Annotated in this window: 23 protein-coding genes; 11 read left to right on the top strand and 12 right to left on the bottom strand. The window is 73.2% G+C overall.

The genetic code is table 11. The features are described 5' to 3' along the window. From ACH4K1_RS22910 to ACH4K1_RS22900, 3 genes are all read right to left on the bottom strand, one after another. A partial coding sequence (locus tag ACH4K1_RS22910; RefSeq protein ID WP_398091129.1) for an electron transfer flavoprotein subunit beta/FixA family protein occupies positions 1-483 on the bottom strand: 483 nt, incomplete at its 3' end. Between the two features lie 196 nt (positions 484-679). Next, a complete protein-coding gene (locus ACH4K1_RS22905; RefSeq protein WP_398091128.1) occupies positions 680-1,189 on the bottom strand; it encodes a flavin reductase family protein in 510 nt (169 codons plus the stop codon). 196 nt (positions 1,190-1,385) lie between these two features. After that, positions 1,386-1,712, bottom strand: a complete 327-nt coding sequence (locus ACH4K1_RS22900; RefSeq protein WP_398091127.1) for a thioredoxin family protein — start codon at positions 1,710-1,712, stop codon at positions 1,386-1,388. A gap of 231 nt (positions 1,713-1,943) precedes the next feature. Here ACH4K1_RS22900 and ACH4K1_RS22895 point away from each other — a divergent pair, with 231 nt between their 5' ends. After that, positions 1,944-2,666, top strand: a complete 723-nt coding sequence (locus tag ACH4K1_RS22895) for a 1-acyl-sn-glycerol-3-phosphate acyltransferase (RefSeq protein ID WP_228992076.1) — start codon at positions 1,944-1,946, stop codon at positions 2,664-2,666. A gap of 31 nt (positions 2,667-2,697) precedes the next feature. Here the strand turns inward: ACH4K1_RS22895 and ACH4K1_RS22890 are convergent, their stop codons facing one another. The 5 genes from ACH4K1_RS22890 to ACH4K1_RS22870 form a co-directional block, all read right to left on the bottom strand. After that, the gene (locus ACH4K1_RS22890) at positions 2,698-3,390 is read right to left on the bottom strand and encodes a B3/4 domain-containing protein (RefSeq protein ID WP_398091137.1); all 693 of its coding nucleotides are present in this window, start codon (positions 3,388-3,390) and stop codon (positions 2,698-2,700) included. A gap of 99 nt (positions 3,391-3,489) precedes the next feature. After that, positions 3,490-4,089, bottom strand: coding sequence for a transglutaminase family protein (locus tag ACH4K1_RS22885; RefSeq protein WP_398091126.1), 600 nt, complete (start codon positions 4,087-4,089; stop codon positions 3,490-3,492). Positions 4,090-4,165: 76 nt separating this feature from the next. Next, positions 4,166-5,227 (bottom strand): threonine aldolase family protein, encoded by a 1,062-nt coding sequence (locus ACH4K1_RS22880; RefSeq protein WP_398091136.1) that lies wholly within the window; start codon positions 5,225-5,227, stop codon positions 4,166-4,168. After that, positions 5,224-5,991, bottom strand: coding sequence for an SDR family NAD(P)-dependent oxidoreductase (locus tag ACH4K1_RS22875; RefSeq protein ID WP_398091125.1), 768 nt, complete (start codon positions 5,989-5,991; stop codon positions 5,224-5,226). Before ACH4K1_RS22875 ends, ACH4K1_RS22880 begins: the two co-directional genes overlap by 4 nt. A 26-nt stretch (positions 5,992-6,017) precedes the next feature. Further along, positions 6,018-7,415, bottom strand: a complete 1,398-nt coding sequence (locus ACH4K1_RS22870) for a DUF6421 family protein (RefSeq protein WP_398091124.1) — start codon at positions 7,413-7,415, stop codon at positions 6,018-6,020. Positions 7,416-7,708: 293 nt separating this feature from the next. Between ACH4K1_RS22870 and ACH4K1_RS22865 the strand changes: the two genes are divergently transcribed. Then, positions 7,709-8,392, top strand: coding sequence for a glycerophosphodiester phosphodiesterase (locus ACH4K1_RS22865; RefSeq protein ID WP_398091123.1), 684 nt, complete (start codon positions 7,709-7,711; stop codon positions 8,390-8,392). A gap of 79 nt (positions 8,393-8,471) precedes the next feature. Here ACH4K1_RS22865 and ACH4K1_RS22860 read toward each other — a convergent pair whose 3' ends face one another. Beyond that, entirely contained in the window at positions 8,472-9,020 is a 549-nt protein-coding gene (locus ACH4K1_RS22860) for a GNAT family N-acetyltransferase (RefSeq protein WP_398091122.1), read from the bottom strand. Between the two features lie 250 nt (positions 9,021-9,270). On the opposite strand from ACH4K1_RS22860, the gene ACH4K1_RS22855 reads away from it, so the two are divergent. The 4 genes from ACH4K1_RS22855 (at position 9,271) to ACH4K1_RS22840 (ending at position 12,261) form a co-directional block, all read left to right on the top strand. Continuing rightward, on the top strand, positions 9,271-9,912 hold the full coding sequence (locus ACH4K1_RS22855; RefSeq protein WP_398091121.1) for a DUF5134 domain-containing protein: 642 nt from the start codon (positions 9,271-9,273) through the stop codon (positions 9,910-9,912). Between the two features lie 98 nt (positions 9,913-10,010). Next, the gene (locus tag ACH4K1_RS22850) at positions 10,011-10,946 is read left to right on the top strand and encodes a M56 family metallopeptidase (protein ID WP_398091120.1); all 936 of its coding nucleotides are present in this window, start codon (positions 10,011-10,013) and stop codon (positions 10,944-10,946) included. A 156-nt stretch (positions 10,947-11,102) separates the two neighbouring features. Beyond that, positions 11,103-11,795 carry a phosphatase PAP2 family protein gene (locus ACH4K1_RS22845; protein ID WP_398091119.1) on the top strand — a complete coding sequence of 231 codons (693 nt, stop codon included), beginning with the start codon at positions 11,103-11,105 and terminating at the stop codon, positions 11,793-11,795. Positions 11,796-12,084: 289 nt separating this feature from the next. After that, positions 12,085-12,261, top strand: a complete 177-nt coding sequence (locus tag ACH4K1_RS22840) for a hypothetical protein (RefSeq protein WP_199876478.1) — start codon at positions 12,085-12,087, stop codon at positions 12,259-12,261. A gap of 322 nt (positions 12,262-12,583) precedes the next feature. Here the strand turns inward: ACH4K1_RS22840 and ACH4K1_RS22835 are convergent, their stop codons facing one another. Continuing rightward, complete coding sequence (locus ACH4K1_RS22835; RefSeq protein WP_398091118.1) at positions 12,584-14,077, bottom strand: LVIVD repeat-containing protein; 1,494 nt, start codon at positions 14,075-14,077, stop codon at positions 12,584-12,586. Between the two features lie 160 nt (positions 14,078-14,237). Between ACH4K1_RS22835 and ACH4K1_RS22830 the strand changes: the two genes are divergently transcribed. Together ACH4K1_RS22830 and ACH4K1_RS22825 are read left to right on the top strand one after the other, a co-directional pair. Next, a complete protein-coding gene (locus tag ACH4K1_RS22830) occupies positions 14,238-14,924 on the top strand; it encodes a DUF305 domain-containing protein (protein ID WP_398091117.1) in 687 nt (228 codons plus the stop codon). Positions 14,925-15,073: 149 nt separating this feature from the next. Beyond that, complete coding sequence (locus ACH4K1_RS22825; protein WP_398091135.1) at positions 15,074-16,483, top strand: FAD-dependent oxidoreductase; 1,410 nt, start codon at positions 15,074-15,076, stop codon at positions 16,481-16,483. Between the two features lie 180 nt (positions 16,484-16,663). Here ACH4K1_RS22825 and ACH4K1_RS22820 read toward each other — a convergent pair whose 3' ends face one another. Beyond that, positions 16,664-17,395 carry a class I SAM-dependent methyltransferase gene (locus ACH4K1_RS22820; protein WP_398091116.1) on the bottom strand — a complete coding sequence of 244 codons (732 nt, stop codon included), beginning with the start codon at positions 17,393-17,395 and terminating at the stop codon, positions 16,664-16,666. Between the two features lie 83 nt (positions 17,396-17,478). Continuing rightward, positions 17,479-17,991: a hypothetical protein gene (locus tag ACH4K1_RS22815; RefSeq protein WP_398091115.1), complete on the bottom strand. Its 513-nt coding sequence runs from the start codon at positions 17,989-17,991 to the stop codon at positions 17,479-17,481. A 382-nt stretch (positions 17,992-18,373) separates the two neighbouring features. On the opposite strand from ACH4K1_RS22815, the gene ACH4K1_RS22810 reads away from it, so the two are divergent. From ACH4K1_RS22810 to ACH4K1_RS22800, 3 genes are all read left to right on the top strand, one after another. Beyond that, positions 18,374-19,459, top strand: coding sequence for a WD40/YVTN/BNR-like repeat-containing protein (locus ACH4K1_RS22810; protein WP_398091114.1), 1,086 nt, complete (start codon positions 18,374-18,376; stop codon positions 19,457-19,459). A gap of 103 nt (positions 19,460-19,562) precedes the next feature. Continuing rightward, complete coding sequence (locus ACH4K1_RS22805; RefSeq protein ID WP_073770582.1) at positions 19,563-20,240, top strand: uracil-DNA glycosylase; 678 nt, start codon at positions 19,563-19,565, stop codon at positions 20,238-20,240. After that, positions 20,237-21,328, top strand: a complete 1,092-nt coding sequence (locus tag ACH4K1_RS22800) for an N-acetylglucosamine kinase (protein WP_398091113.1) — start codon at positions 20,237-20,239, stop codon at positions 21,326-21,328. The genes ACH4K1_RS22805 and ACH4K1_RS22800 overlap by 4 nt, the downstream gene beginning before the upstream one ends. Positions 21,329-21,387 lie beyond the last annotated feature (59 nt).

Genomic DNA, 21,387 nt, shown 5'->3' with positions numbered 1-21,387 from the left:
ATCACGCCGCCCGGAGACCACACCACCCTCCACAGCGACCTCCGACAACAGCGTCACCTGCGGCACACCCAACCGCTCCGCCAGCAACGCCGGCAGCACACCCATCACCCCGTCCGTGGAAGCCATCCCACAGACCACCAGGTCATAACCGCTCTTCTCCACCGCCTTCGCCAGCACCAGCGACGTACCCATCACATCCGTGCCGTGCAGATCGTCGTCCTCGACGTGAACCGCCTTGTCCGCACCCATCGACAACGCCTTGCGCAACGCGTCCCGGGCATCCTCCGGACCCACCGTCACCACGGTGACCTCCGCATCGTCCGCCCCGTCCGCGATCTGCAACGCCTGCTCGACCGCGTACTCGTCCAACTCCGAGAGCAGACCATCGACATCCTCACGGTCCACCGTCAGATCATCGGCGAAACGCCGGTCACCGGACGCGTCGGGCACGTACTTCACACAGACAACGATCCTCAAGCTCACGCCGGCTCTCCTACTGCATCGTCTTTTCCGGGCTGCCTTGTTGCACGCAGCATAGGCGCCTTGTCGGGCCGGATCCGGTCAGGACGACCGAGGCTCCGAGGCCGATATTACTCGCCAGTACATCCAGTGTCCCGCCCCTGGGCAAGCGGTGTGCACTGTGACCTTGCCAACGCGGCAGACCTGTGCGTGCGCGACCTCAGTCTCGCAGAGCCGTGAAGCGTCCCTGGTGGTAGACGAGGGGGCGGCCCGGACCGGTGTGCGAGCCCGCCACGGCCTCGGCGATGACGATGCGGTGGTCCCCTGCGGGAACGCGGGTCACCACGCGGCAGACCAGCCAGGCGGAGACGCCGGCGAGCAGCGGAACGCCGTCGGGGCCACTGCTCCAGTCGGTCGACGGGCCGAAGCGGTCGGCCCCGCTGCGGGCGAAGGTTGCGGCCAGTTCCCGCTGGTGCTCACCGAGTATGTGGACGCCGACGTGTTCGGCCCGGGACAGCACGGGCCAGCTGGAGGACGAGGTGCCGACGCCGAAGGAGATCAGCGGGGGCTCGGCGGCGACGGAGGTCAGCGAGGTGGCGGTGAAGCCGACCGGGCGGTCCCCCGCGGCGGTGATCACGGCCACGCCGGCGGCGTGGCGGCGGAAGACGGAGCGGAGGAGTTCGGGGGTCGCGGCCGCCGAGGCGGGGGCGAGGTCCGGTGTTGCCGTCATGGAGGTGACCTTCTGCGAGGGGGGCGTACGGGTCCGCGGGGGCTCAACCACCCGGACAGCGCGCGCTCGCACAGCGCCCGAGGTCCACATGGACCCGGCCGTGGAGAAGGAGTTCTGGCAGCATAACGTCAGACTGACGATGCGCGGCGGGCCCGGTCAAGGGCGTCCCGAAATGTGGGAGATGCGTCACGGCCCGTCATACGGCGTGGCCCAGCGCCGCGACGACGTCGACCGTACGGGGTTGGCCGGACGCCCGGCGGACCACCTCGCCCCCGGCATCGAGCACCAGGACGGTCGGTGTGCTCGTGATGCCGAGCTGCCGCACCAGGGCGAGATGGGACTCGGCGTCGATCTCGACGTGGGCGACGCCCTCGACCATCCCGGCCACCTCCTCGAGTGTGCGGCGCGTGGCCCGGCAGGGCTGGCAGAAGGCGCTGGAGAACTGGACCAGCGTCGCCCGCTCCCCGAGTTCCGCGCCGAGTCGGGCCGCGTCGAGCCGCTGCCGATGTGTCCGGCCGTCCACCTGGTGCCTCCTGATCAGAGCTCTTCACCACGGGTCAGCACCGGCGGCCCCTCCCGCATTCCCGCAGCTCCCGGCGGATACACACGTGACGAGAATCTCGCCTCCCACGTCCGTCGGGACTGGCCAGCGGCCCGCGCATGGGGCACCATCGCCACAATGCCGAAAACCTACGGCTGCGTAACTTCCGCGGGGAGAACCCTCCCCAGCCACTGAATGAAGGGTCTTCCCCCGATGGCAGAACTCGTCTATCGACCGGTCATCGGCGCCGCTCTCACTCTGTTCAAGGCGCTCGACCTGAAGATCGACACTCAGGGTTCGGAGCACATCCCGAAGACCGGTGGTGCGGTGCTGGTCAGCAACCACATCAGCTATCTCGACTTCATCTTCACCGGGCTCGGCGCCCTTCCGCAGAAGCGGCTCGTCCGGTTCATGGCGAAGGAGTCGGTCTTCCGGCACAAGGTCTCCGGTCCGCTGATGCGGGGCATGAAGCACATTCCCGTGGATCGCAAGCAGGGTGAGGACGCGTACGCGCACGCGCTGCGGTCGCTGCGCTCCGGTGAGATCGTCGGGGTCTTCCCGGAGGCCACCATCTCGCAGTCCTTCACGCTGAAGAGCTTCAAGTCGGGTGCGGCGCGTCTGGCCCAGGAGGCCGGGGTTCCGCTGATCCCGATGGCGCTCTGGGGTACGCAGCGGATCTGGACGAAGGGCCGGCCGCGCAACTTCAGGCGCAGCCACATCCCGGTCACGATCCGCGTCGGCGAGCCCGTGGAGGCGCCCGCCGACCAGTACGCGGGCGCCATCACCCGGCGGCTGCGGGAGCGGGTGCAGGAGCTGCTGGAGGCGGCGCAGCGGGCCTACCCGGTACGCCCGAAGGACGCGAGCGACACCTGGTGGGTGCCGGCCCATCTCGGCGGTACGGCCCCGACGCCCGCCGAGGCGCGCGAGCTGGGCTGACCGCCGCCCCGCCGCAGGCCCGCGCCCCGTCTCACCTCGGGGCGTGGACGGTGATCCGTGCCCCGGGGCTCAGCTGTTCCAGATGTGCGGCGAGTTCGGCGCCGGCGGCGTCGAGCTCGCCGTCGGTCATGGGCGTGAGGCCCTCCAGCAGGAACAGGGCGCTGACGGACTCCTCGGTGAGCCGGGTGCGGACGCCCTGGCGCCAGTTCCAGCGGCGGCAGGTGACGCCCTCGTCGTCGCACCAGACGACTTCGCCGGGCTCGGGGCGCTCCACCGTCTCCTCGCCGCCGGCGACGGTGGGGAACGGTTCGTCGCCCGTCGCCCGGATCAGCCGCATCCCGCCCTTGATGTGGTCGGCGTCCTCGCCGCCGACCGGGACGAGATGGGCGACGCTGATCGCGTTGTAGGCGTCGACCAGCCGGTTGACGCGGGGCAGTCCGTCGCCGGTGAGGGCCCGGCGGGCGAGGGCCTCGGCCGAGTTGCGGGTGCGGGAGGGCTTGGCCCCGAACGCCGTGTAGGCGGCGCGCCAGGCCGCCATGTGCGGGTCCTCGTGCGGGGCACGGCCGTTCAGACGGCCGGCGAGTCGGCGGGCGGCGTCGTCCAGGAGGGCGGAGCTGCGCGCGTCGCTGGGGCCGTTGCGAAGACCGTGCGCCTCGACGGCGAGGTGGGTGAAGCCCGGTGCGATCGTGCGCACCTCGTCGGACACGGTGAGCGTGAGGGTCATCATCTGCCTTACTGCGTTGCGGCGGGGCGGCCGCGCCGGTGCGGTGGTCCCGAGCGGTGGCGCGGGGCCCGGGGCGCGCGGGCCCACGGGCGTGCGGGTTCAGAGGCCCGTGGGGAGGTTCCGCCAGAGTTCCGAGCGGTCCCGGGCGCCTTGCAGCGCCGCGAGGAGCACCGCGGGTGGTGCAGCATAGACTACCGGATAGTCGACTTCGTTGAACTCTGCGCGTACCGCCCACGCCAACCGCTCCCCCTCCAGGGAGAACCGCGCGTCGACGCCCGGCTTGTTGCCCCGCGGATCCACGCGGGCCCAGCGCCCGACTTCGGGGAGTCGCAGCGCCACCAGGCCGTGGAGCACCGGGTTCGTTCCGTCGTCGTCGGCGAGCCGCTGGTAGCAGAGGCCGGCCGGGATGCCGCGGGTGCGCAGCAGAGCCGCGAGGGCGATGGATTTCGCGTGGCAGATGCCGGTACGGGCGGCGAGCACGTCGGAGGCGCGCCAGGGGGCGCGCCCGTCTCCGGAGTCGGCGGAGTGCGGGATGGCGTCGCGGACGAACTCGAAGGCCGCTCGCGCGTATGCGTATGCGCCGTGGGCGTCGAGGGCGAGGCGCGCCGCCGCGGCCTCGACACGCGGGTGGTGGTGGTCGATGGCCTCGTCGGCGGCCAGGTACGCGCCGAGGTCCGCGTATTGCTGCGTCAGCTCCATGACGGCAGAGCGTACGAAGCGGCCGACCGGGAGTCTATCGATTTCCGGTCGGCCGCATAATCATGCTATTTGAGCGCTACCGCGCCATCTCTTCCTTGAGCGCCTGGAGGAAGGCGTCGACGTCGTCCTCGCGGGTGTCGAACGCGCACATCCAGCGGACGTCCCCGGCCGCCTCGTCCCAGAAGTAGAAGCGGAAGCGCTGCTGGAGCCGCTCGCTGACCGCGTGCGGCAGCCGGGCGAAGACGGCGTTGGCCTGGACCGGGTAGAGGATCTCCACCCCGTCGATCGCCCGGACGCCCTCGGCGAGCCGCTGCGCCATGGCGTTGGCGTGCCGGGCGTTGCGCAGCCACAGGTCCTTGGCGAGCAGCGCCTCCAACTGGACGGAGACGAAGCGCATCTTGGAGGCGAGCTGCATGGAGAGCTTGCGCAGGTGCTTCATCGCCCGGACCGCGTCCGGGTTGAGCACGACGACGGCCTCGCCGAACAGCGCGCCGTTCTTCGTGCCGCCGAAGGACAGCACGTCCACGCCGACCGTGTTGGTGAACGTCCGCATCGGCACGTCCAGGGAGGCGGCCGCGTTGGCTATCCGGGCTCCGTCGAGGTGCACCTTCATGCCGCGCTCGTGGGCGTGGTCGCAGATGGCGCGGATCTCGTCGGGGGTGTAGACGGTGCCCAGCTCGGTGTTCTGGGCGATCGAGACGACCTGGGGCATGGCCCGGTGCTCGTCGTCCCAGCCGTACGCCTGCCGGTCGATCAGCTCGGGGGTGAGCTTGCCGTCCGGGGTGGGCACGGTGAGGAGCTTCAGCCCGCCCATCCGCTCGGGCGCGCCGCCCTCGTCCACGTTGATGTGCGCGGACTCGGCGCAGATGACGGCGCCCCACCGGTCGGTGAGCGCCTGGAGGGCGACCACGTTGGCCCCGGTGCCGTTGAAGACCGGGAACGCCTCGGCGGTGGGGCCGAAGTGGCTGTGCATGACCCGCTGGAGGTGGCCGGTGTAGTCGTCCTCGCCGTAGGCCACCTGGTGGCCGCCGTTGGCGAGGGCGATGGCCGCGAGGACCTCGGGGTGCGCGCCGGCGTAGTTGTCGCTGGCGAAGCCGCGTACCTGCGGATCGTGGTGCCGTCGTGCGTCGGTCCTCACGGTTGCGGAGTCAGCCACAGGCGCTTTCCGTTCACTTCGGGGGCGGGTCGGTCCCAGACGGCGGCGATGGCCTCGGCCAGCTCCGTGACGTCGGTGAAACCCGCGAACTTGGCGTTCGGGCGTTCGGCGCGCATGGCGTCGTTCACCAGCGCCTTGACCACCAGGATCGCAGCAGCGGTACGCGGCCCGTCCTCGCCCCCCGCCTTGCGGAAGGCGTCGCCGAGGGCGAGGGTCCACGCCTCGGCCGCGGCCTTGGCGGCGGAGTAGGCGGCGTTGCCGGCGGTGGGCTTGCTGGCTCCGGCGGCGCTGATCAGGAGGTAGCGGCCGCGGTCACTGCGCTCCAGGGCCTCCTGGAAGGCCAGCGAGGTCGACTGGACGGTGCGGATGAGCAGCTTCTCCAGGGCGTCCCAGTCGGAGAGCGCCGTCTCCTGGAACGACGGGCTGCCGCGCCAGCCGCCGACGAGGTGGACCAGGCCGTCGATGCGGCCGAACTCCGCCTCGGTGCGCTTGGCCCAGTCCCGGGTGGCGGCGAGATCGAGCAGGTCGACGGTCTCGCCGGTGACGGTCGCGCCCCCGTGGGCGTACCGCGCGGCGTCCACCGCTTCGGCGAGCCGTTCGGGGTGGGCGTCACAGCCGACGACCGTCGCGCCCGCTTCGGCGAGTCGCAGCAGCGTCGCGCGTCCGGCGGGGCCGGCCGCTCCGGCGACCGCGACGACGGCCCCTTCGAGCGCACCCGTCCCTTCGCCCGTACCGTTTCCGTTCATGGCCACCGCCTCCTCGGGAGAATGGTTCACGCGGCTGCCCGCTCGTCGTTCGCCGCGGTGATTCCCTTGGCAGAGGCAATCACGTGCTTCAGCTTCTTGGCGAGCGCCTCATAGAACATGCTCAGGGGAAACTCGTCCGGAAGCACGTCGTCGACGAGCTTGCGGGGAGGAAGTGTGAGGTCGAGGGCGTCGGGGCCCTTGGCCCAGCGCGATCCCGGGTGCGGGGCGAGGTAGGCGGAGACGAGGTCGTAGGCGGCGAACCAGTGGACCAGCTTGGGCCGGTCGATGCCGTCGCGGTAGAGCTGCTCGATCTCGCCGCAGAGCTGGTTGGTGACCTCCGGGGCCCGGTCCCAGTCGATCTTCAGCGTGTTGTCGGTCCAGCGGACGACGTCGTGCTGGTGGAGGTACGCGAAGAGCAGCTGGCCGCCGAGGCCGTCGTAGTTGCGGACGCGCTCACCCGAGACGGGGAAGCGGAACATCCGGTCGAAGAGCACCGCGTACTGCACGTCACGGCCGTGGGCGTTGCCCTCGGACTCCAGTTTCACGGCCTCCTTGAAGGCGGTGAGGTCGCAGCGGAGCTCCTCCAGTCCGTACATCCAGAACGGCTGGCGCTGCTTGATCATGAACGGGTCGAACGGCAGGTCGCCGTGGCTGTGGGTGCGGTCGTGGACCATGTCCCACAGGACGAACGCCTGCTCGCAGCGCCGCTGGTCGCCGATCATCTCGCGGATGTCGTCGGGCAGCTCCAGGCCGAGCAGGTCGACGGCCGCCTCGGTGACGCGGCGGAAGCGGGCTGCCTCGCGGTCGCAGAAGATGCCGCCCCAGGTGAACCGCTCGGGGGCCTCGCGCACGGCGATGGTCTCCGGGAAGAGCACCGCGGAGTGGGTGTCGTAGCCGGAGGTGAAGTCCTCGAAGGCGATGCCGCAGAAGAGCGGGTTGTCGTAGCGGGTGGCCTCCAGCTCGGCGAGCCAATCGGGCCAGACCATCGTGAGGACGACCGCTTCGAGGTTGCGGTCGGGGTTGCCGTTCTGCGTGTACATCGCGAAGACGACCAGGTGCTGGAGGCCGTCGATCCGGTTCTGCGCGGGCTGGAAGGCGAGCAGCGAGTCCAGGAAGTCCGGGACGCGGAAGCCGTCGGCGGCCCAGCGGCGCAGGTCGGCGACGAGCGCGCGGTGGTAGGCGGCGTCGTGCGGAAGGAGCGGGGACAGCTCCTCGACCGCGCCGATCACCCGGTCGAGGGTCTTCTCGACGGTGGCCGGGGAGGGAGCTCCTTCGGCCTCGAAGTCGATGGACCCGTCCTTGGACTGCCAGGGACGGATCTCCTCGACGGCATCCTTGAGCACGGGCCAGGCAGGGTGCTCGACCACCCGCTGGGCCGTAGCTATCGCGCCGTCGGCGGCGTCGTGCACAAGAATTTCCGTCATAACACTTCCTCCACGGGAGAACCTCGCGTGGGCTCACCGTAGCCTCGCGGGGCTCCCGCCGACAAGTGCAGCCCTGGAAATCATCCTGCACACCCCCATGTTCACCGCTGTTTTTCCTGCCGTATCCCGGGTGGGCCCATAGTTCCCGCAGGACCGCCCGAGGCCGGGCGACCCGGCCCGCACGGCGGGGGACATCACGGTCCGGTGCCGCTACCCTTCCCGGTGCCGTATCGCCGTACCTCAGCGCGGGCAGGAGCAGTCGACGGGGAACCGCCGACGGAAACGAGGTCGCCTTGTCATTTCTCACCCTGGGTCATCGCGGAGTGATGGGCGTCGAGCCCGAGAACACGCTGCGCTCCTTCGTCCGCGCCGAGGCGTGCGGGATGGACGCCATCGAGCTGGATCTCCACCTCAGCAAGGACGGCGCGCTCGTCGTGATGCACGACGCCGACGTGGACCGCACCACGGACGGGACCGGGCCGATCGCGGGCATGACCCTGGCGGAACTCCGCGGGCTGGACGCCGGTCAGGGCGAGCGGATCCCCGTCTTCGAGGAGGTGGTGGAGGCCGTCTCCTCCCCGCTCCAGGCGGAGATCAAGGACGTGGCGGCGGCCCGCGCGCTGGCGGGCGTGATCCGGGAGCGCGACCTCGTCGGCCGGGTGGAGGTCTCCTCGTTCCACGACGAGGCCGTGGTGGAGATCGCCCGGCTGGTGCCGGGGGTGCGGACGGTCCTGATCGCCAGCCGCTGGGGGGCGGACGTGGTGGACCGGGCGAAGGCGGCGGGCGCGGCGACGCTCGCGCTCAACATCCGCCGCCTCACCCTGGAGGTGGTCGAGCAGGCGCACGCGGAGAGCGTGAAGGTGATCGGCTGGGTGGTGAACACCCAGGACCATCTGCGGCTCGCGCGGGCGCTGGGCCTGGACGGCGCGACGACCGATTTCCCCGAGGTCCGCCGCACCGGACGCTTCACGGCCTGAGACCCCGGGCGGTCAGGGCGGGGGCGCGTGGTCCCGTCGGCCCGGTGAGCCGGCCCCGGGCCGCCCGGGGGAGCCGGCCTCAGATCTCCTTGACGAGCAGTTCGAAGGCCAGGTCGTCGCGCTGCGGGACGCCGAAGCGCTCGTCGCCGTACGGGAAGGGCGTGAGCTGTCCCGTACGGCGGTAGCCGCGCCGTTCGTACCAGGCGATCAGGTCGTCGCGCACCGAGATCACCGTCATGTGCATCTCGGTGGCCCCCCAGCTTTCCTTCGCGGTGCGCTCCGCCTCGGCGAGGATCAGCCTGCCGAGTCCGCCGCCCTGGAGGCCGGGCCGGACCGCGAACATGCCGAAGTAGGCGGCAGCGCCCCGGTGTTCGAGCTGGCAGCAGGCGATCAGCTCACCGTCGCGCTCGACGGCGAGCAACCTGCTCCCCGGCGCGTCGATGACCTCGCGCACCCCCTGCTCGTCGGTCCGCTGCCCCTGGAGGATGTCCGCCTCGGTGGTCCAGCCCGCACGGCTGGAGTCGCCCCGGTAGGCGGACTCGATCAGGGCCGCCAACGCCGGGGCGTCGTCCCCGGTCGCGTCGCGGAAGGTCAGCCGGGCCGCGTCGCGGGGCGTGGCGGTGTCCATGGTGGGCGCTCCGTTCCTCTGCTGTTCCTGCGCTGCTTCTCTGCTGCCGTACGGGCTTTCGCCCTGCCGCACGTACGGTCGCGGTTGGCGCCGTCGCGCGTGCGGTTGAGCGTAACGCGACCCGGAGCGCCCCCGGTACACACCGGGCGCACCTCCTTCACACCCCCGTGCGCCCGGTTCATCGGCGGTCCGGCGGGCATCGATCCGGTCGACCTGCAACAAGGCCGAACGTCGGATCGGGGGGCGCGGCGTGCACGGAGGGGCCCAGGCCGGCTGGCTGCTGATGGCGCTGTGCGCGGTGAGCGGGGCCTACTGCCTGCTGCGCGCCCGCACGGGGACGCCCCAGGAGCGCCGCACCGCGCGCTCGGAGGCGTTCATGGGGTTCGGCATGGCGGCGATGGCCGTTCCGGCGGCGGCGCTGTCACCCCCCGACTGGGCGTGGGCGGCGTACGCGGCGCTGTTCGGCGCGGCCGCGTTGCGGGCGTTGCGCCCGGCCCTGCGCGGCGGCCACCACCTGCACCACCTCGTCGGCTCGCTGGCCATGGTCTACATGGCGGTGGCGATGGCCCCCGGGGCGGCGGGGAGCGGTGGGAGCCAGCACACCGGGCACGGAGCGGCGGGAGCCGGGGGCATACCTCTGCTGACCGGGGCGCTGCTCGTCTACTACGTCTTCTACGTCCTGGGCTCGGCCGGCCGCCTGCTGCCCGGGGCCGCCGCGGTCCCGACGGGCGCCGCGGTCCCGACGGGCGGCGCGGGCCCGGCGAGTGGCGCGGGCCCCGGGAAGCGCGGCGCGGGAGATTTCGGAGGCGGGGTGGGCGGCCGGCCGGAGATGGCGACCGCCTGCCGGCTGACGATGGGGATCGGCATGTTCGCCATGCTGCTCACTCTGTGAGACGGAGTATGGGACAGAAGCCCCGTACGGCAGTGGCTTGCGTCACTTGCCGGTCGGGGCCGTACCCCGGGGCGGCGGGCCGCTCATAGGGTGAGGCCATGCTGGTCTCCCTCGCGCTGCTCCTGCTCGGTGCACTGACCGCCCTGGCGACCCCGCGCGTGATGGCACGCGCCCGGTGGCCGGAACGCGAGCCGGTCGTGGCCCTGTGGGTGTGGCAGTGCGTGGTGGCGGGGGTCCTCGTGTCGTTCGCCCTCTCCATGACGTTCAGCGCGGCCGCCGCCTGGCAGGCGGTGCGCGGCCATGTCTTCGCCCCCGCCCCGCACGCCGTGGTCGAGGCGTACGCGCTGGCCGCGTACGGACCGTGGTCGGCGGTCATCGCGGTGCTGCTGGCGCTCGGCGGGCTGTGGAGCGGCGCGATGCTCCTGCGGGAGGTCCGGCGGGCCCGGCGGCGACGCGAGCGGCGCCGGACGGAGCTGCTGGTACGCGCCCCGCTGATGCCCGGTGAGGAGCCCGGTGCGGACCGTCTCGTGGTGCTGGAGGGTGAACGCCCCGACGCCTGGTGGCTGCCCGGGGCCGCTCCGCGACTCGTCATCACCACCGCGGCGCTGGGCCGCCTGAAGGGCCGCCAGCTCGACGCCGTGCTCGCCCACGAGCAGGGTCACGCCCAGGCCCGGCACGACTGGCTGCTGCACTGCTCCTCGGCGCTGGCGAACGGCTTCCCGCAGGTTCCGGTCTTCGCCGCGTTCCGCGACGAGATGCACCGGCTGGTCGAACTGGCCGCCGACGACGTGGCCTCCCGCCGCTTCGGCCGCCTCACCACCGCCCTCGCCCTGGTCGGACTCAACGAGGACCGCGGGGTGTTCGGCCCCTGCCCCACCCCGCAGGCCGAAGTGCCCCGCCGGGTCAACCGGTTGCTCACCCCGGTCGATCGGCTGACGGCGGGTCGCAGGCTCCGGCTGACGGCCGCCGCCGCGCTGGTTCCGGTCGTTCCCGTGGTCGTGGCCTTCGTCCCGGGCCTTCGCGCCCTGGGCTGAGGCGCCCGGGCGCCTCGGCCGCCGTGCGACGGCCTCCCGGCGCTCCGCGATCCGGGCCCCGGCCCACGCCGGGACAGCACTCCGGGAACCGGGACACACCGGTGCGTCCGGTCGTGGGGGTGGCCCCGCGGCGGGGTCCTCCGCGAGGATCACCCCATGTCCTCCCCCCACTCCCCCTCCCCGGCCCGTTCCCCCCGCCCGGCGGCGGCCCCGTGGACCGCGGCCCTCAGCGGTGCGGCGGCCTTGGCCCTGCTCCTCGTGGTGGCGGCGCGCTGGTCGCCGCTGATGGCTCTGGACCGGGCCGTCGCCGAGGCCCTCCACCGGCACGCGGTGACCGATCCGGGCCTGGTCAAGGTGAGCCGGGTGCTGACGGACTGGGTGTGGGATCCCTGGACCATGCGCGCCCTGATCGCGGTGGCCGTGGTCGTCCTGTGGTGGCGGGGCGCCCGCGCACTCGCCCTCTGGACGGCCGCGACGAGCCTGCTCGGCTCGCTCCTCCAGCAGGGGCTGAAGGCCGTGGTGGGCCGCGAGCGCCCCGAGTGGCCCGATCCGGTGGACTCCGCCCACTACGCCGCGTACCCCTCCGGGCACGCCATGACGGCGGTGGTGAGCTGCGGACTGCTGGTATGGCTGCTGCGGCTGTACGACGCCGGCGCGGGGATCCGGCGGGCGGCCCTGGCCGTCGCCGTGGTCTCGGCGGTCGGGGTGGCCGCGACCCGGGTCTACCTGGGGGTGCACTGGTTGACCGATGTCGTGGGCGGCGCGCTGCTGGGGGTGGCCGTCGTCGCGTGCTGCGCCCTGGGGTACGCCCGGTACGGGGCGCCCCGGAGGAGCAGCGCTTCCTGGTGAGCAGAGGCGTCCGGTCCGGTTTCGCCGGGCCCTGTTCCGTATCGATCCGGTCGGGGAGGGGCGTGCGGACGTGCTGCGTGAGAAGAGCCTCAGCGCTCCACCGGACGATTCCGAGCGGTACGTGACCGGGCTCACCGGGGCCGGCGCCCGAACTCCCCGACGGCCTGCGTTCCCTGGGCCGGGCCCGGGCGAGGAGCCGCCGGGAGGAGGCGAGTCCGGGCCGTGGTGTGAGGCATATCCCGCCCCGAAAGGGGGATCGGGGAGCGCTCGTGGCCGTAGCCTGGTGGGCATGTCCCCGATGCCGTCGTCCGTGTCCGCCCGTTCCGCAGCCGAGGTCAACGCGGAGATCCGCGACCTGTGGCAGCGTTCGGGCGGTTGCCTGACGCCGCAGGACGAGGCGGAGTACCAGCGGCTGCTGGTGGAGTGGGCCGCCGCCACCGGCGGGAGCGCCCGCACCGCCGCCTGACCGGCGCACTCCCGCTGCCGGAACCCGGCGGCCCCCCGGCCGGAGGCCGGGAAGACATCGCGCCGGATCCGACGATCCCCCGCGTCGCCGGATCCGGGCACGCCCTCGGCGTACCCCGTGGGACACGGCCGTGGACCGCGTCGGGGGCGGTGGTGCGGAGCCCGCCGTCGCAGGGGTCCAGCATGTCCCCACCCGGCTCACCGGTCAATGAATTTCCGGCGGCGCACGCACCGGGGCCGGTGTCTCCGGGCGGCTGACCGCCCGGAGACACCGGCCCCGGAATGCTGCGCGGAACGCGTGGGACGCAGGACCGGCCGACGGATCAGCGGTCGAAGTAGTCCGGCTGCGTCTGCACGTTGAGCTCGTCCATCTCGACCCGCTTCGCCGGGTCGGTGCGCCGGTCCTCCAGCTTCAGCACGTCGAAGCCCTTGGCGATGTCGCTGGAGTAGATGTGACCGTTGTAGTAGTACGCCGACCAGGGGCCGGCCGTGGTGACCTGGTCGAGGGTGACCGGGCCGCGCTCGAAGAAGGCGATCTCCTCGGGCTTCGCCGAGTCGGTGAAGTCCCATACGGAGACGCCGCCCTGGTACCACGCCTGGACCATCAGGTCGCGGCCCTTCACCGGGATGATCGAGCCGTTGTGCGCCACGCACACCTCGGCGTCGGCCTGGTGGCGGTCGATCTTGAAGTAGCTGCGGAAGACCAGCTTGCGCTTGTCGCCCTTGCCGACGATGTCGTAGATGCCGTTGGCGCCGCGCTTCGGGCCGATCTCCGCGTTGCAGGTGGCCGCGCCGCCGCCGCCGAGCTCGTCGGTGAAGACGACCTTGTCCGCACCCTGGTTGAAGGTGGCCGAGTGCCAGAACGCGAAGTTCACGTTGTCCTGGACCCGGTCGATGATCTTCGGGTGCTCGGGGTCCTCGATGGAGAACAGCAGGCCGTCACCCATGCAGGCGCCGGCGGCCAGGTCCTTGGACGGCAGCACCGTGATGTCGTGGCAGCCGGTCGTCTTGGAGACGCCCGGGTTCTGCGGCGCTCCCGGGTTGCCGCCGTCCGGGAAGAGCACCGGGAAGTCGACGATCCGGGCCTTCTGCGGCGCCTTGACCGGCACCTTGATGATGGAGATCCCGTCGTGCGGCGGCTTGCAGTCCGGGAACGCCTCGTTGGGCGAGTACGAGGAGACGTACACGTACACGTTCTTCTTGCCGTCCGGCACCAGCGTGTGCGTGTGGGAACCGCAGGCGGTCTCCACGGCGGCGATGTACTTCGGCTGCCGCTTGTCGCTGATGTCGAAGATCTTCATGCCCTCCCAGGAGGACTTCTCCGTGGCGGGCTGGGAGGTGCTGGAGCAGGAGTCGTCGCTGCGCGAGGAGTCCGTGGAGAGGAACAGCAGGTTCCCGGAGACGGAGATGTCGTTCTGGGAGCCGGGGCAGAGGACCTGGGAGACCGTCCTGGGCTTCTTCGGCTTGCTGATGTCGTAGATGACGAAGCCGTCGTAGTTGCCGACGAACGCGTACTTGCCCTGGAAGGCGAGGTCCGTGTTGAGGCCCTGGAGGGCGCCCTTCGGCACGTTCGTCAGGTGCTTGATGTTGGAGCTGTGGACGATCTCGTCCACGCCGGGAATGTCACCGCCGGCTATCGCAGCCCTGGCCTCGGCCTGTTCGCTCTTGGTGACGGAGCCCCGCTCGGCCGGGGCGTCGCCCGGGTCGGGGGTGGCGGCCGCCGTGGTGGCCGTCAGCAGCGTGGCGAGGAGTCCGGCCGCGGCTGCCACCGCGCCCAGACGTCTGCGCCGCACGCGGGTGGTGTGCAACGAGGTCACTGCGTCCTCCCTTGTATCCCCGTTCGGGATCGAACGGTTCATGAATCTCCGGCAGTATCGTCCCTCCCATGTACACATCAACAGATGGCAACGCAGATGTAATAAAAGTTTTTGATCTTCGGCCGGTGGAAGCGTGCTAGGACGGTCTGCAACAAACCCTGTGGCACAGGAGGTCGCCGTGTTGATCCATCGCCGGTCCGCAGCTTCGCGCTCAACCGCTCTCGCGGCGGCGGCCGTTGCCGCCGTCCTCGCCCTGGGAGCCTGTGACGCGGACAAAGGTGACGGGGCGTCGGGCAGGGCCGAGGCCACCGGTCCGGGCGTGGTGGCGCCCGGCAGACCGGGCGAACCCGCGCGGACGCTCTCCGCCGAGGAAGCCGTCGAGGAGGCCGGCGCGGACACCGCCAACTCCGCGGACTTCCGCTACGCGCGGATGATGATCCAGCACCACGCGCAGGCGCTGGTGATGACCGGACTCGTCCCGGACCGCGCCTCCGCCGACACCGTCAAGCGGCTCGCGGACCGCATATCGGCGGGGCAGAAGCCGGAGATCGGCGCGATGGAAGGCTGGCTGAAGAGGAACGACGGTGAGAAGCGCGAGCGGCACCACGACCACGGCGGGATGCCGGGCATGGCGACCGAGGCCCAGCTGAAGAAGTTGCGGGCCGCCGAGGGCAAGGCGTTCGACCGGCTCTTCCTGGAGTTGATGATCACTCACCACCAGGGGGCGATCACCATGGCCACGGAGGCGCTCACCGAGGGGAACGACGTCTTCGTCGAGGAGATGGCCGGCGACGTGGTCGCCCAGCAGACCGTGGAGATCAACCGGATGCGCGGGCTGATGGGCTGAGCCGCCCGGGCTCCGGTGCGCTTCGGCCTCCCCGATGCCCTGGTCCGGCCTCCGGCGACGAGCACTCGGACGGCTTGCGCAACGGTGCGGATCCGCCCGGCGGTGCGATGCTGGAAGCAACCTCCGGGAACTCCGGGAAGGGGTGCGCCGTGCTCTCCGTCGCCGTCGTCGGTTCCGGTCCCAGCGGGGTCTACACCGCTCAGGCCCTCCTCCAGCAGTCCCTCGTGCCCGACGTGCGGGTGCACGTCCTGGACCGGCTGCCCACCCCGTACGGACTCGTGCGGTACGGGGTCGCGCCCGACCACGAGAAGATCAAGTCGCTGCAGAACAGTCTGCGGACGGTGCTGGAGGACGACCGGGTCGCCTTCGTGGGCAACGTCGGCGTCGGCGGCCCGGACGGGGTCTCCCCCGCCCGGCTGGCCGAGCTGTACCACGCGGTCGTCTACTGCGTCGGGGCGTCGGCGGACCGCGCGCTGGCGGTGCCGGGCGAGGGCCTTCCGGGCAGCTACTCCGCCACCCGCTTCGTCTCCTGGTACAGCGCCCACCCGGACATCGGCGCCGACCCGTTCGCCCGGGACGCCCTGGAGGCGCGTTCGGCCGTCGTGATCGGCATGGGGAACGTGGCGGTCGACGTGGCCCGGATCCTGGCGCGCGGCGCGGGCGAACTGCGCCGCACCGACATGCCGCGTGCCGCGCTCGGCGCCCTGGAGCGCAGCCGGGTGCGCGATGTGCACATCGTGGGCCGCCGGGGCCCGTCCCAGGCCCGGTTCACCACCAAGGAGCTGCGGGAGCTGGGTGCGCTGCCCGGCGCCCGGGTCGTCGTCGACCCGGCGGAGCTCGCTCTCGACCCGGCGTACACGGCGCCGGAGGAGGCGCCGGGCGCGCCCGTGCCGCCCGCCGTGGTGCGCCGGAACCTGGAGGTCCTGCGCGGCTGGTCGGCTGAGGGCGGCCCGGTGGGCGGGGCGGCGGCGCCGGGCGGGGCGGGGGCCGCGCGCCGCGTCCGGCTGCGGTTCTTCCTGCGGCCGGTGGAGCTGCTGGAGCGCGGTGGGCGGGTCGCCGGGGTGCGGTTCGCCAGGACGGCCCCGGACGGCGCGGGCGGGATCCTGGACACCGGGGCGTACGAGGACGTCGAGGCGCGGCTGGTCCTGCGGGCGGTCGGCTACCGCGGGGTGGAGCTGCCGGGGCTGCCCTTCGACCCGGTGCGCGGGACGGTGCCGCACGCGGCGGGCCGGGTGCTGCGGGGCGGGTCGCCCTCGCCGGGCGAGTACGTGGCGGGGTGGATCAAGCGGGGGCCGACCGGCGTGATCGGCTCGAACCGCTCCTGCGCCAAGGAGACGGTGGCCTCGCTCCTGGCGGACGCCCCCGCGCTGACCCGGCGGACGGCGGCGGACGATCCGCTGGCCGTGCTGCGGGGGTGGGGGCTGCGGCCGGTGGAGTGGAGCGGCTGGCTGTCGATCGAGCGCGCGGAGGCGGAGCTGGGGCGTTCGCTGGGGCGCGGCCCGGTGAAGATCCCCGACTGGCCCGGTCTGCTGGCGGCGGCCCGCGACGAGGACCGCTGAGCGGGGGTACGGAACCCCGGCCGCGAGCCCGCCCCGGGGGCGTCCGGGCGGCGGGGCGGGGGCGAGGCCGGCGGGCGGGCCGCGCGCCGGGGCGGCCCGGGCTCTGGCCGCAGCGGGCGCCCGCGGGCTCCGACCGGGCGGCGGGCCAGGCCGGCACGCCCCTCCGTGAGGCGGCTTCCCTCAGTGCTCCCGGGCCGCCACCACCAGCCGGGCGCGGGGGCTGCCGTCGGGGCGGACGCCCAGGCCGGGCAGGGGTTGCAGCCGCACGGTGAAGCCGGCCCGGGACAGGTCCTCCACCACGTCGCCGAGCCGGAACGTGCGGTAGTACATGACGAACGGCGGACGCCACAGGGCGTTGCGCACCCGCATGGCCGCGTCGAAGCCGAGCAGCGTCCAGTACGCGCGCGATCCCACCGGGGGCGGCGCGCCGATCGGGAAGACGAACTGCCCGCCCGCCCGCAGCGAGCCATGGACCCCGGCGAAGAGGCCGAGGCGTTCGGAGGGCAGGAAGTGGCCGAACGCGCCGAAGCTCAGGGCGAGATCGAAGGCGGGGGCGAAGGGCAGCGAGCGGGCGTCGGCCCGCACCCAGTGCACCGCCGGCCCCGTCTCCCGGGGCGGGAAAGCGGCACGGGCCTCGGCGAGCATGCCCGCGCTGAAGTCGACCCCGGTCACCCGCTCCCGGCACAGTTCTCGGAGTACGCCCACTCCCGCGCCCGTGCCGCAGCAGACGTCGAGGCCGGTGTCGAAGGGGCCGAGCCCGCGCACCGCCCGGGTGACGGCGTCGAGCACCCGGTCCGGGGTGCGGTAGGGCGTCCGGTCGAACTTCGGGGCGAGGAGGTCGTACCCGCGCTCCGTCGAGGAGAGCGCCTGAACGGCCAGTTCGCGCACGGTGGGCCCCTGTTTGGTGAACATCGGGGCTCACCCTACCGACGCCGCGCGCCCGTCGCTGCCGCGCTCCGCCGTGGCCCCCGCCGCGGGCGGGAGCGCCACCCGCGTCAACGCCCCTCGGGGCCCCGCCGCTTGAGGGTGACGGCGGCATCGGCGGCGTACGCCTGGGTCCAGCTGCGCCCCGCCCCGGACCGCCACGTGACATGGACCGTGGAGCCGTCGACGCGGGCGCTCTCCACCGTCATGGCCCGGTCGCCGTCGCGCACGTCGCCGCGCCGCAGTCCGGCCGCCTCGACCGTCACCGGATGCTCCCCGGGGGCGTTCTCGGTCTCCTCGGCGGCCCGCAAAAGTGCGGCGGCCAGCTCCCGGGCCGCCCCAGGGGTGCAGGACCAAGCCGCCTCACCGGCGGGGGGCGAGAACCGGATGCCGACGCGGAGGGCCGGCGCGGCGCCGGCGGCCGTACCGGGCTCCCCCGCCGCGGCGGTGGCCGGGCCGGACACGCCCGCGGACGCCGCCGTCCCCGCCGGCTCCCCCGGGGCGGCCGCGGCCGGTCCCGACTCCCGCGCCGTGACCGTGACCACCGCCGGGCGGCCGTCGGCGTCCGTGATCCCGCTGTCCATCGTCGTCTCCTCGTGTCCCCGGCCACCGGCCGGGCGCGCGCCGGTCCCGTCCGGCCGTCGTCCGGCCTCCGCCAGCATGTCAGCACCGGTCGGGCCGGGCCGTGGGCGGGGCCGCCGGGGGGAGGCGGACGCGGTGCGGTGGGGTCGGGCCCGGTGGACGCCCGGCCGGCCGGCGGTCCGGGTTCCCCGCCCTCCACGGCGTCGCGCGGGGCGAGGGACCCGTCCGGGGCGCGGTCGCACCGGGCCCGCGCCGCCCGCTTCGGCACGGTCTCCCCGGCGTCCGCCGCGCGGGGGCGTCGGGCGTGTGCGGGGGCCACTGTCAGTGGCGGGGTGCAGACTGTCCGTGTTCCGGCACAACGGCGTTCCCGGGAGGTCCTGGACCATGACTGACGTACTGCTCACCGCGGGTACCCGCAAAGGGCTCTTCATCGGCCGCAGACGCGGCGGGACGTGGGAGATCACCGGCCCGCACTTCAACGCGCAGGCGATCTACTCGGTGGCCGTGGACACCCGCGGGGACGCCCCGAGGATCCTGGTCGGCGGGGACAGCGCGCACTGGGGCCCTTCCGTCTTCCACTCCGACGACCTCGGCGAGACCTGGGTCGAGCCGCGCCGGCCGGCGGTGAAGTTCCCCAAGTTCACCGGGGCTTCGCTGGAGCGCGTGTGGCAGCTGCATCCGGCGGGTCCGGAAGCGCCGGACGTGGTCTACGCGGGCACGGAGCCCGCCGCGCTGTTCCGGTCCGAGGACCGGGGTGAGTCGTTCGAGCTGGTCCGGCCGCTCTGGGAGCACCCGACCCGCTCGCGGTGGGTTCCGGGCGGAGGCGGCGAGGGGTTGCACACCGTGCTGACCGATCCCCGGGACCCCCGGGTCGTCACCGTCGCCGTCTCCACGGCGGGGGTGTTCCGGACCAAGGACGGCGGGGCGAGCTGGACCCCCTCGAACAAGGGCGTCTCGGCGGTCTTCCTGCCCGATCCCGACCCGGAGTTCGGCCAGTGCGTCCACAAGGTCACCCGGGACGCGGCCGACCCGGACAGGCTCTACCTCCAGAACCACTGGGGCGTGTTCCGCAGCGACGACTCCGGCGACCACTGGAGCGACATCGGCGCGGGGCTGCCCTCCGACTTCGGGTTCACCGCCGTCGCGCACCCCCACCGCGGTGGTACGGCGTACGTCTTCCCGATCAACGCCGACGCCGACCGGGTTCCCGCCGAACACCGCTGCCGGGTGTTCCGTACGACCGACGCGGGGGGCAGCTGGGAGCCGCTCTCCCAGGGGCTGCCGGACGGGGAGCACTACGGCACGGTGCTGCGGGACGCGCTGTGCACCGACGACGCGGACCCCGCCGGGGTCTACTTCGGCAACCGCAACGGCGAGTTGTACGCCAGCGCCGACGACGGGGACAGCTGGCGGCAGCTCGCCTCGCATCTGCCGGACGTCCTGTGCGTACGGGCGGTGGCGCTCGGCTGAGGGCGTCGGCCGAGCGCCGACGGCTGCCGGAGGGCGGTCGGCGGTCGGCCCAGCGCCGACGGCAGTTGATCGGAGTGTTCGTATCAGCAGTAGAGTGCGGGCCGTGGCAGCACGACCGTTGAAAGAGATCATCGAGCCGGGGTGGGCCGAGGCCCTCGAACCCGTCGCCGAACGCGTCGCCGCTATGGGCGACTTCCTCCGGGCGGAGATCGCCGCGGGACGCACGTACCTGCCCTCCGGGGCCCATGTACTGCGGGCGTTCCAGCAGCCGTTCGAGGAGGTGAGAGTGCTGGTCGTCGGCCAGGATCCGTACCCCACCCCGGGGCACGCGATCGGGTTGAGCTTCGCGGTGGCCCCCGACGTCCGGCCGCTGCCGGGCAGCCTGGAGAACATCTTCCGGGAGCTGCACGGGGACCTGGGGCTGCCCCGGCCGTCCAACGGCGATCTCACCCCCTGGACCCGGCAGGGGGTGCTGCTGCTCAACAGGGCGCTGACCACGGCCCCCCGGCGGCCCGCCGCCCACCGGGGCAAGGGCTGGGAAGAGGTCACCGAGCAGGCCATCAAGGCGCTGGTGGCCCGGGGCACGCCGCTGGTGTCGGTCCTGTGGGGGCGTGACGCCCGTAATCTGCGCCCGCTGCTGGGCGACTACCCCGCGATCGAATCCGCGCACCCCTCCCCGATGTCCGCCGACCGGGGCTTCTTCGGCTCGCGGCCCTTCAGCCGCGTCAACGAACTGCTGGCGCGCCAGGGGGCGCAGCCGGTGGACTGGCGGCTCCCGTGACGCACACCCGCCCGTCCCGCCCCGGCGCACACGTCCTCGGAGTCGACTCCGGGGGTTCCGGGCTGCGGGTGGCGGTGGGCCGGGTGGGGACGTCGGGGCCGTTGTCGACGACGGTCTGCGCGGAACCGGTGCGGACGGGGGCGGGCGGCATCGACGCCGGGCATCTGCTGGAGCAGTTGGTGCCCGCCGCCCGGGAGTTGCTGGAGCAGGCGACCGCCTCCGCGACCGACGACGAGGGCGGTGGCGAGGTCGCGGCGGTGGCGATCGGGGCCGCGGGCATGGCCACCCTGGGCGAGCGGCTGCGGGCGGAGCTGCCCGGAGCGCTCGCGGAGGCGCTGGGGGTACGCCGGCTGGCGCTGGCGGCCGACGCGGTGACGGCCTACGCGGGCGCGGTGGGGCAGCGCCCCGGGGCGGTGGTGGCGGGCGGCACGGGCATGATCGCCCTCGGTACGGACCTGAAGGAATGGCGCAGGGCCGACGGGTGGGGTCATCTTCTGGGTGACAGTGGCGGCGGTGCGTGGATCGGCCGTGCCGGGCTGGACGCCGCGATGCGGGCCCACGACGGACGGCGTGGGGGCTCCCCCGCACTGCTGGAGCGGCTGCGGGCGGTGTTCGGACCGGCGGAGGCGTTGCCGGGCCTGCTCTACCCGCGCCCGGACCGGCCGGCCGTGCTGGCCTCGTTCGCCCCGGAGGTGGCGGCGTGCGCCGGAGTGGATCCGGTCGCGGCCGGTATTCTCCGGCAGGCCGCCGGGCACATCGCCGAGGCGGCGGCCGCCGTGTGCCCGACGGCTGCCGGGGCGGCCGGAGAAACCGAAACCGGCGGTGAAGTGGCCCTGACGGGCGGCCTGTTCCGGATGGGCGAGCCGTTGGTCAACCCCGTACGCGAGGAGCTGGCACGGCTGGCGCCGGGGGCTCGGGTGACGGCGGCGGAGGGCGATCCGCTGACCGGTGCGCTCCGGATCGCGCGCGCCCTGGCAGCCGGAGAGCTGCTTCTGCCGCACCACCCGACGATGCTGTTCGTCCCCGGGGAGGGCCCGGCCGGGCGGCACGGCCGGGCGGACGCGCTCGACGGGGCGGGGGCGGGTTGACAGCGGCGGCGCGGAGGAGGAGGACGGGAGGAGACCGGGGCACAACCGGCCGACAGACA

Source organism: Streptomyces sp. NPDC017448, assembly GCF_044330565.1.
Classification (GTDB): Bacteria; Actinomycetota; Actinomycetes; order Streptomycetales; family Streptomycetaceae; genus Streptomyces.
Note: the sequence above shows the minus strand (reverse complement) of the source record. Positions and strands in the feature narration are given on the sequence as shown.

Coding starts and splice junctions, on each gene's coding strand:
- ACH4K1_RS22815 (WP_398091115.1), bottom strand. CDS start 17,991: ATGGACAGCGGGATCACGGACGCCGACGGCCGCCCGGCGGTGGTCACG.
- ACH4K1_RS22890 (WP_398091137.1), bottom strand. CDS start 3,390: ATGACCCTCACGCTCACCGTGTCCGACGAGGTGCGCACGATCGCACCG.
- ACH4K1_RS22810 (WP_398091114.1), top strand. CDS start 18,374: ATGACTGACGTACTGCTCACCGCGGGTACCCGCAAAGGGCTCTTCATC.
- ACH4K1_RS22845 (WP_398091119.1), top strand. CDS start 11,103: ATGTCCTCCCCCCACTCCCCCTCCCCGGCCCGTTCCCCCCGCCCGGCG.
- ACH4K1_RS22870 (WP_398091124.1), bottom strand. CDS start 7,415: ATGACGGAAATTCTTGTGCACGACGCCGCCGACGGCGCGATAGCTACG.
- ACH4K1_RS22875 (WP_398091125.1), bottom strand. CDS start 5,991: ATGAACGGAAACGGTACGGGCGAAGGGACGGGTGCGCTCGAAGGGGCC.
- ACH4K1_RS22850 (WP_398091120.1), top strand. CDS start 10,011: ATGCTGGTCTCCCTCGCGCTGCTCCTGCTCGGTGCACTGACCGCCCTG.
- ACH4K1_RS22885 (WP_398091126.1), bottom strand. CDS start 4,089: ATGGAGCTGACGCAGCAATACGCGGACCTCGGCGCGTACCTGGCCGCC.
- ACH4K1_RS22895 (WP_228992076.1), top strand. CDS start 1,944: ATGGCAGAACTCGTCTATCGACCGGTCATCGGCGCCGCTCTCACTCTG.
- ACH4K1_RS22860 (WP_398091122.1), bottom strand. CDS start 9,020: ATGGACACCGCCACGCCCCGCGACGCGGCCCGGCTGACCTTCCGCGAC.
- ACH4K1_RS22840 (WP_199876478.1), top strand. CDS start 12,085: ATGTCCCCGATGCCGTCGTCCGTGTCCGCCCGTTCCGCAGCCGAGGTC.
- ACH4K1_RS22820 (WP_398091116.1), bottom strand. CDS start 17,395: ATGTTCACCAAACAGGGGCCCACCGTGCGCGAACTGGCCGTTCAGGCG.
- ACH4K1_RS22905 (WP_398091128.1), bottom strand. CDS start 1,189: ATGACGGCAACACCGGACCTCGCCCCCGCCTCGGCGGCCGCGACCCCC.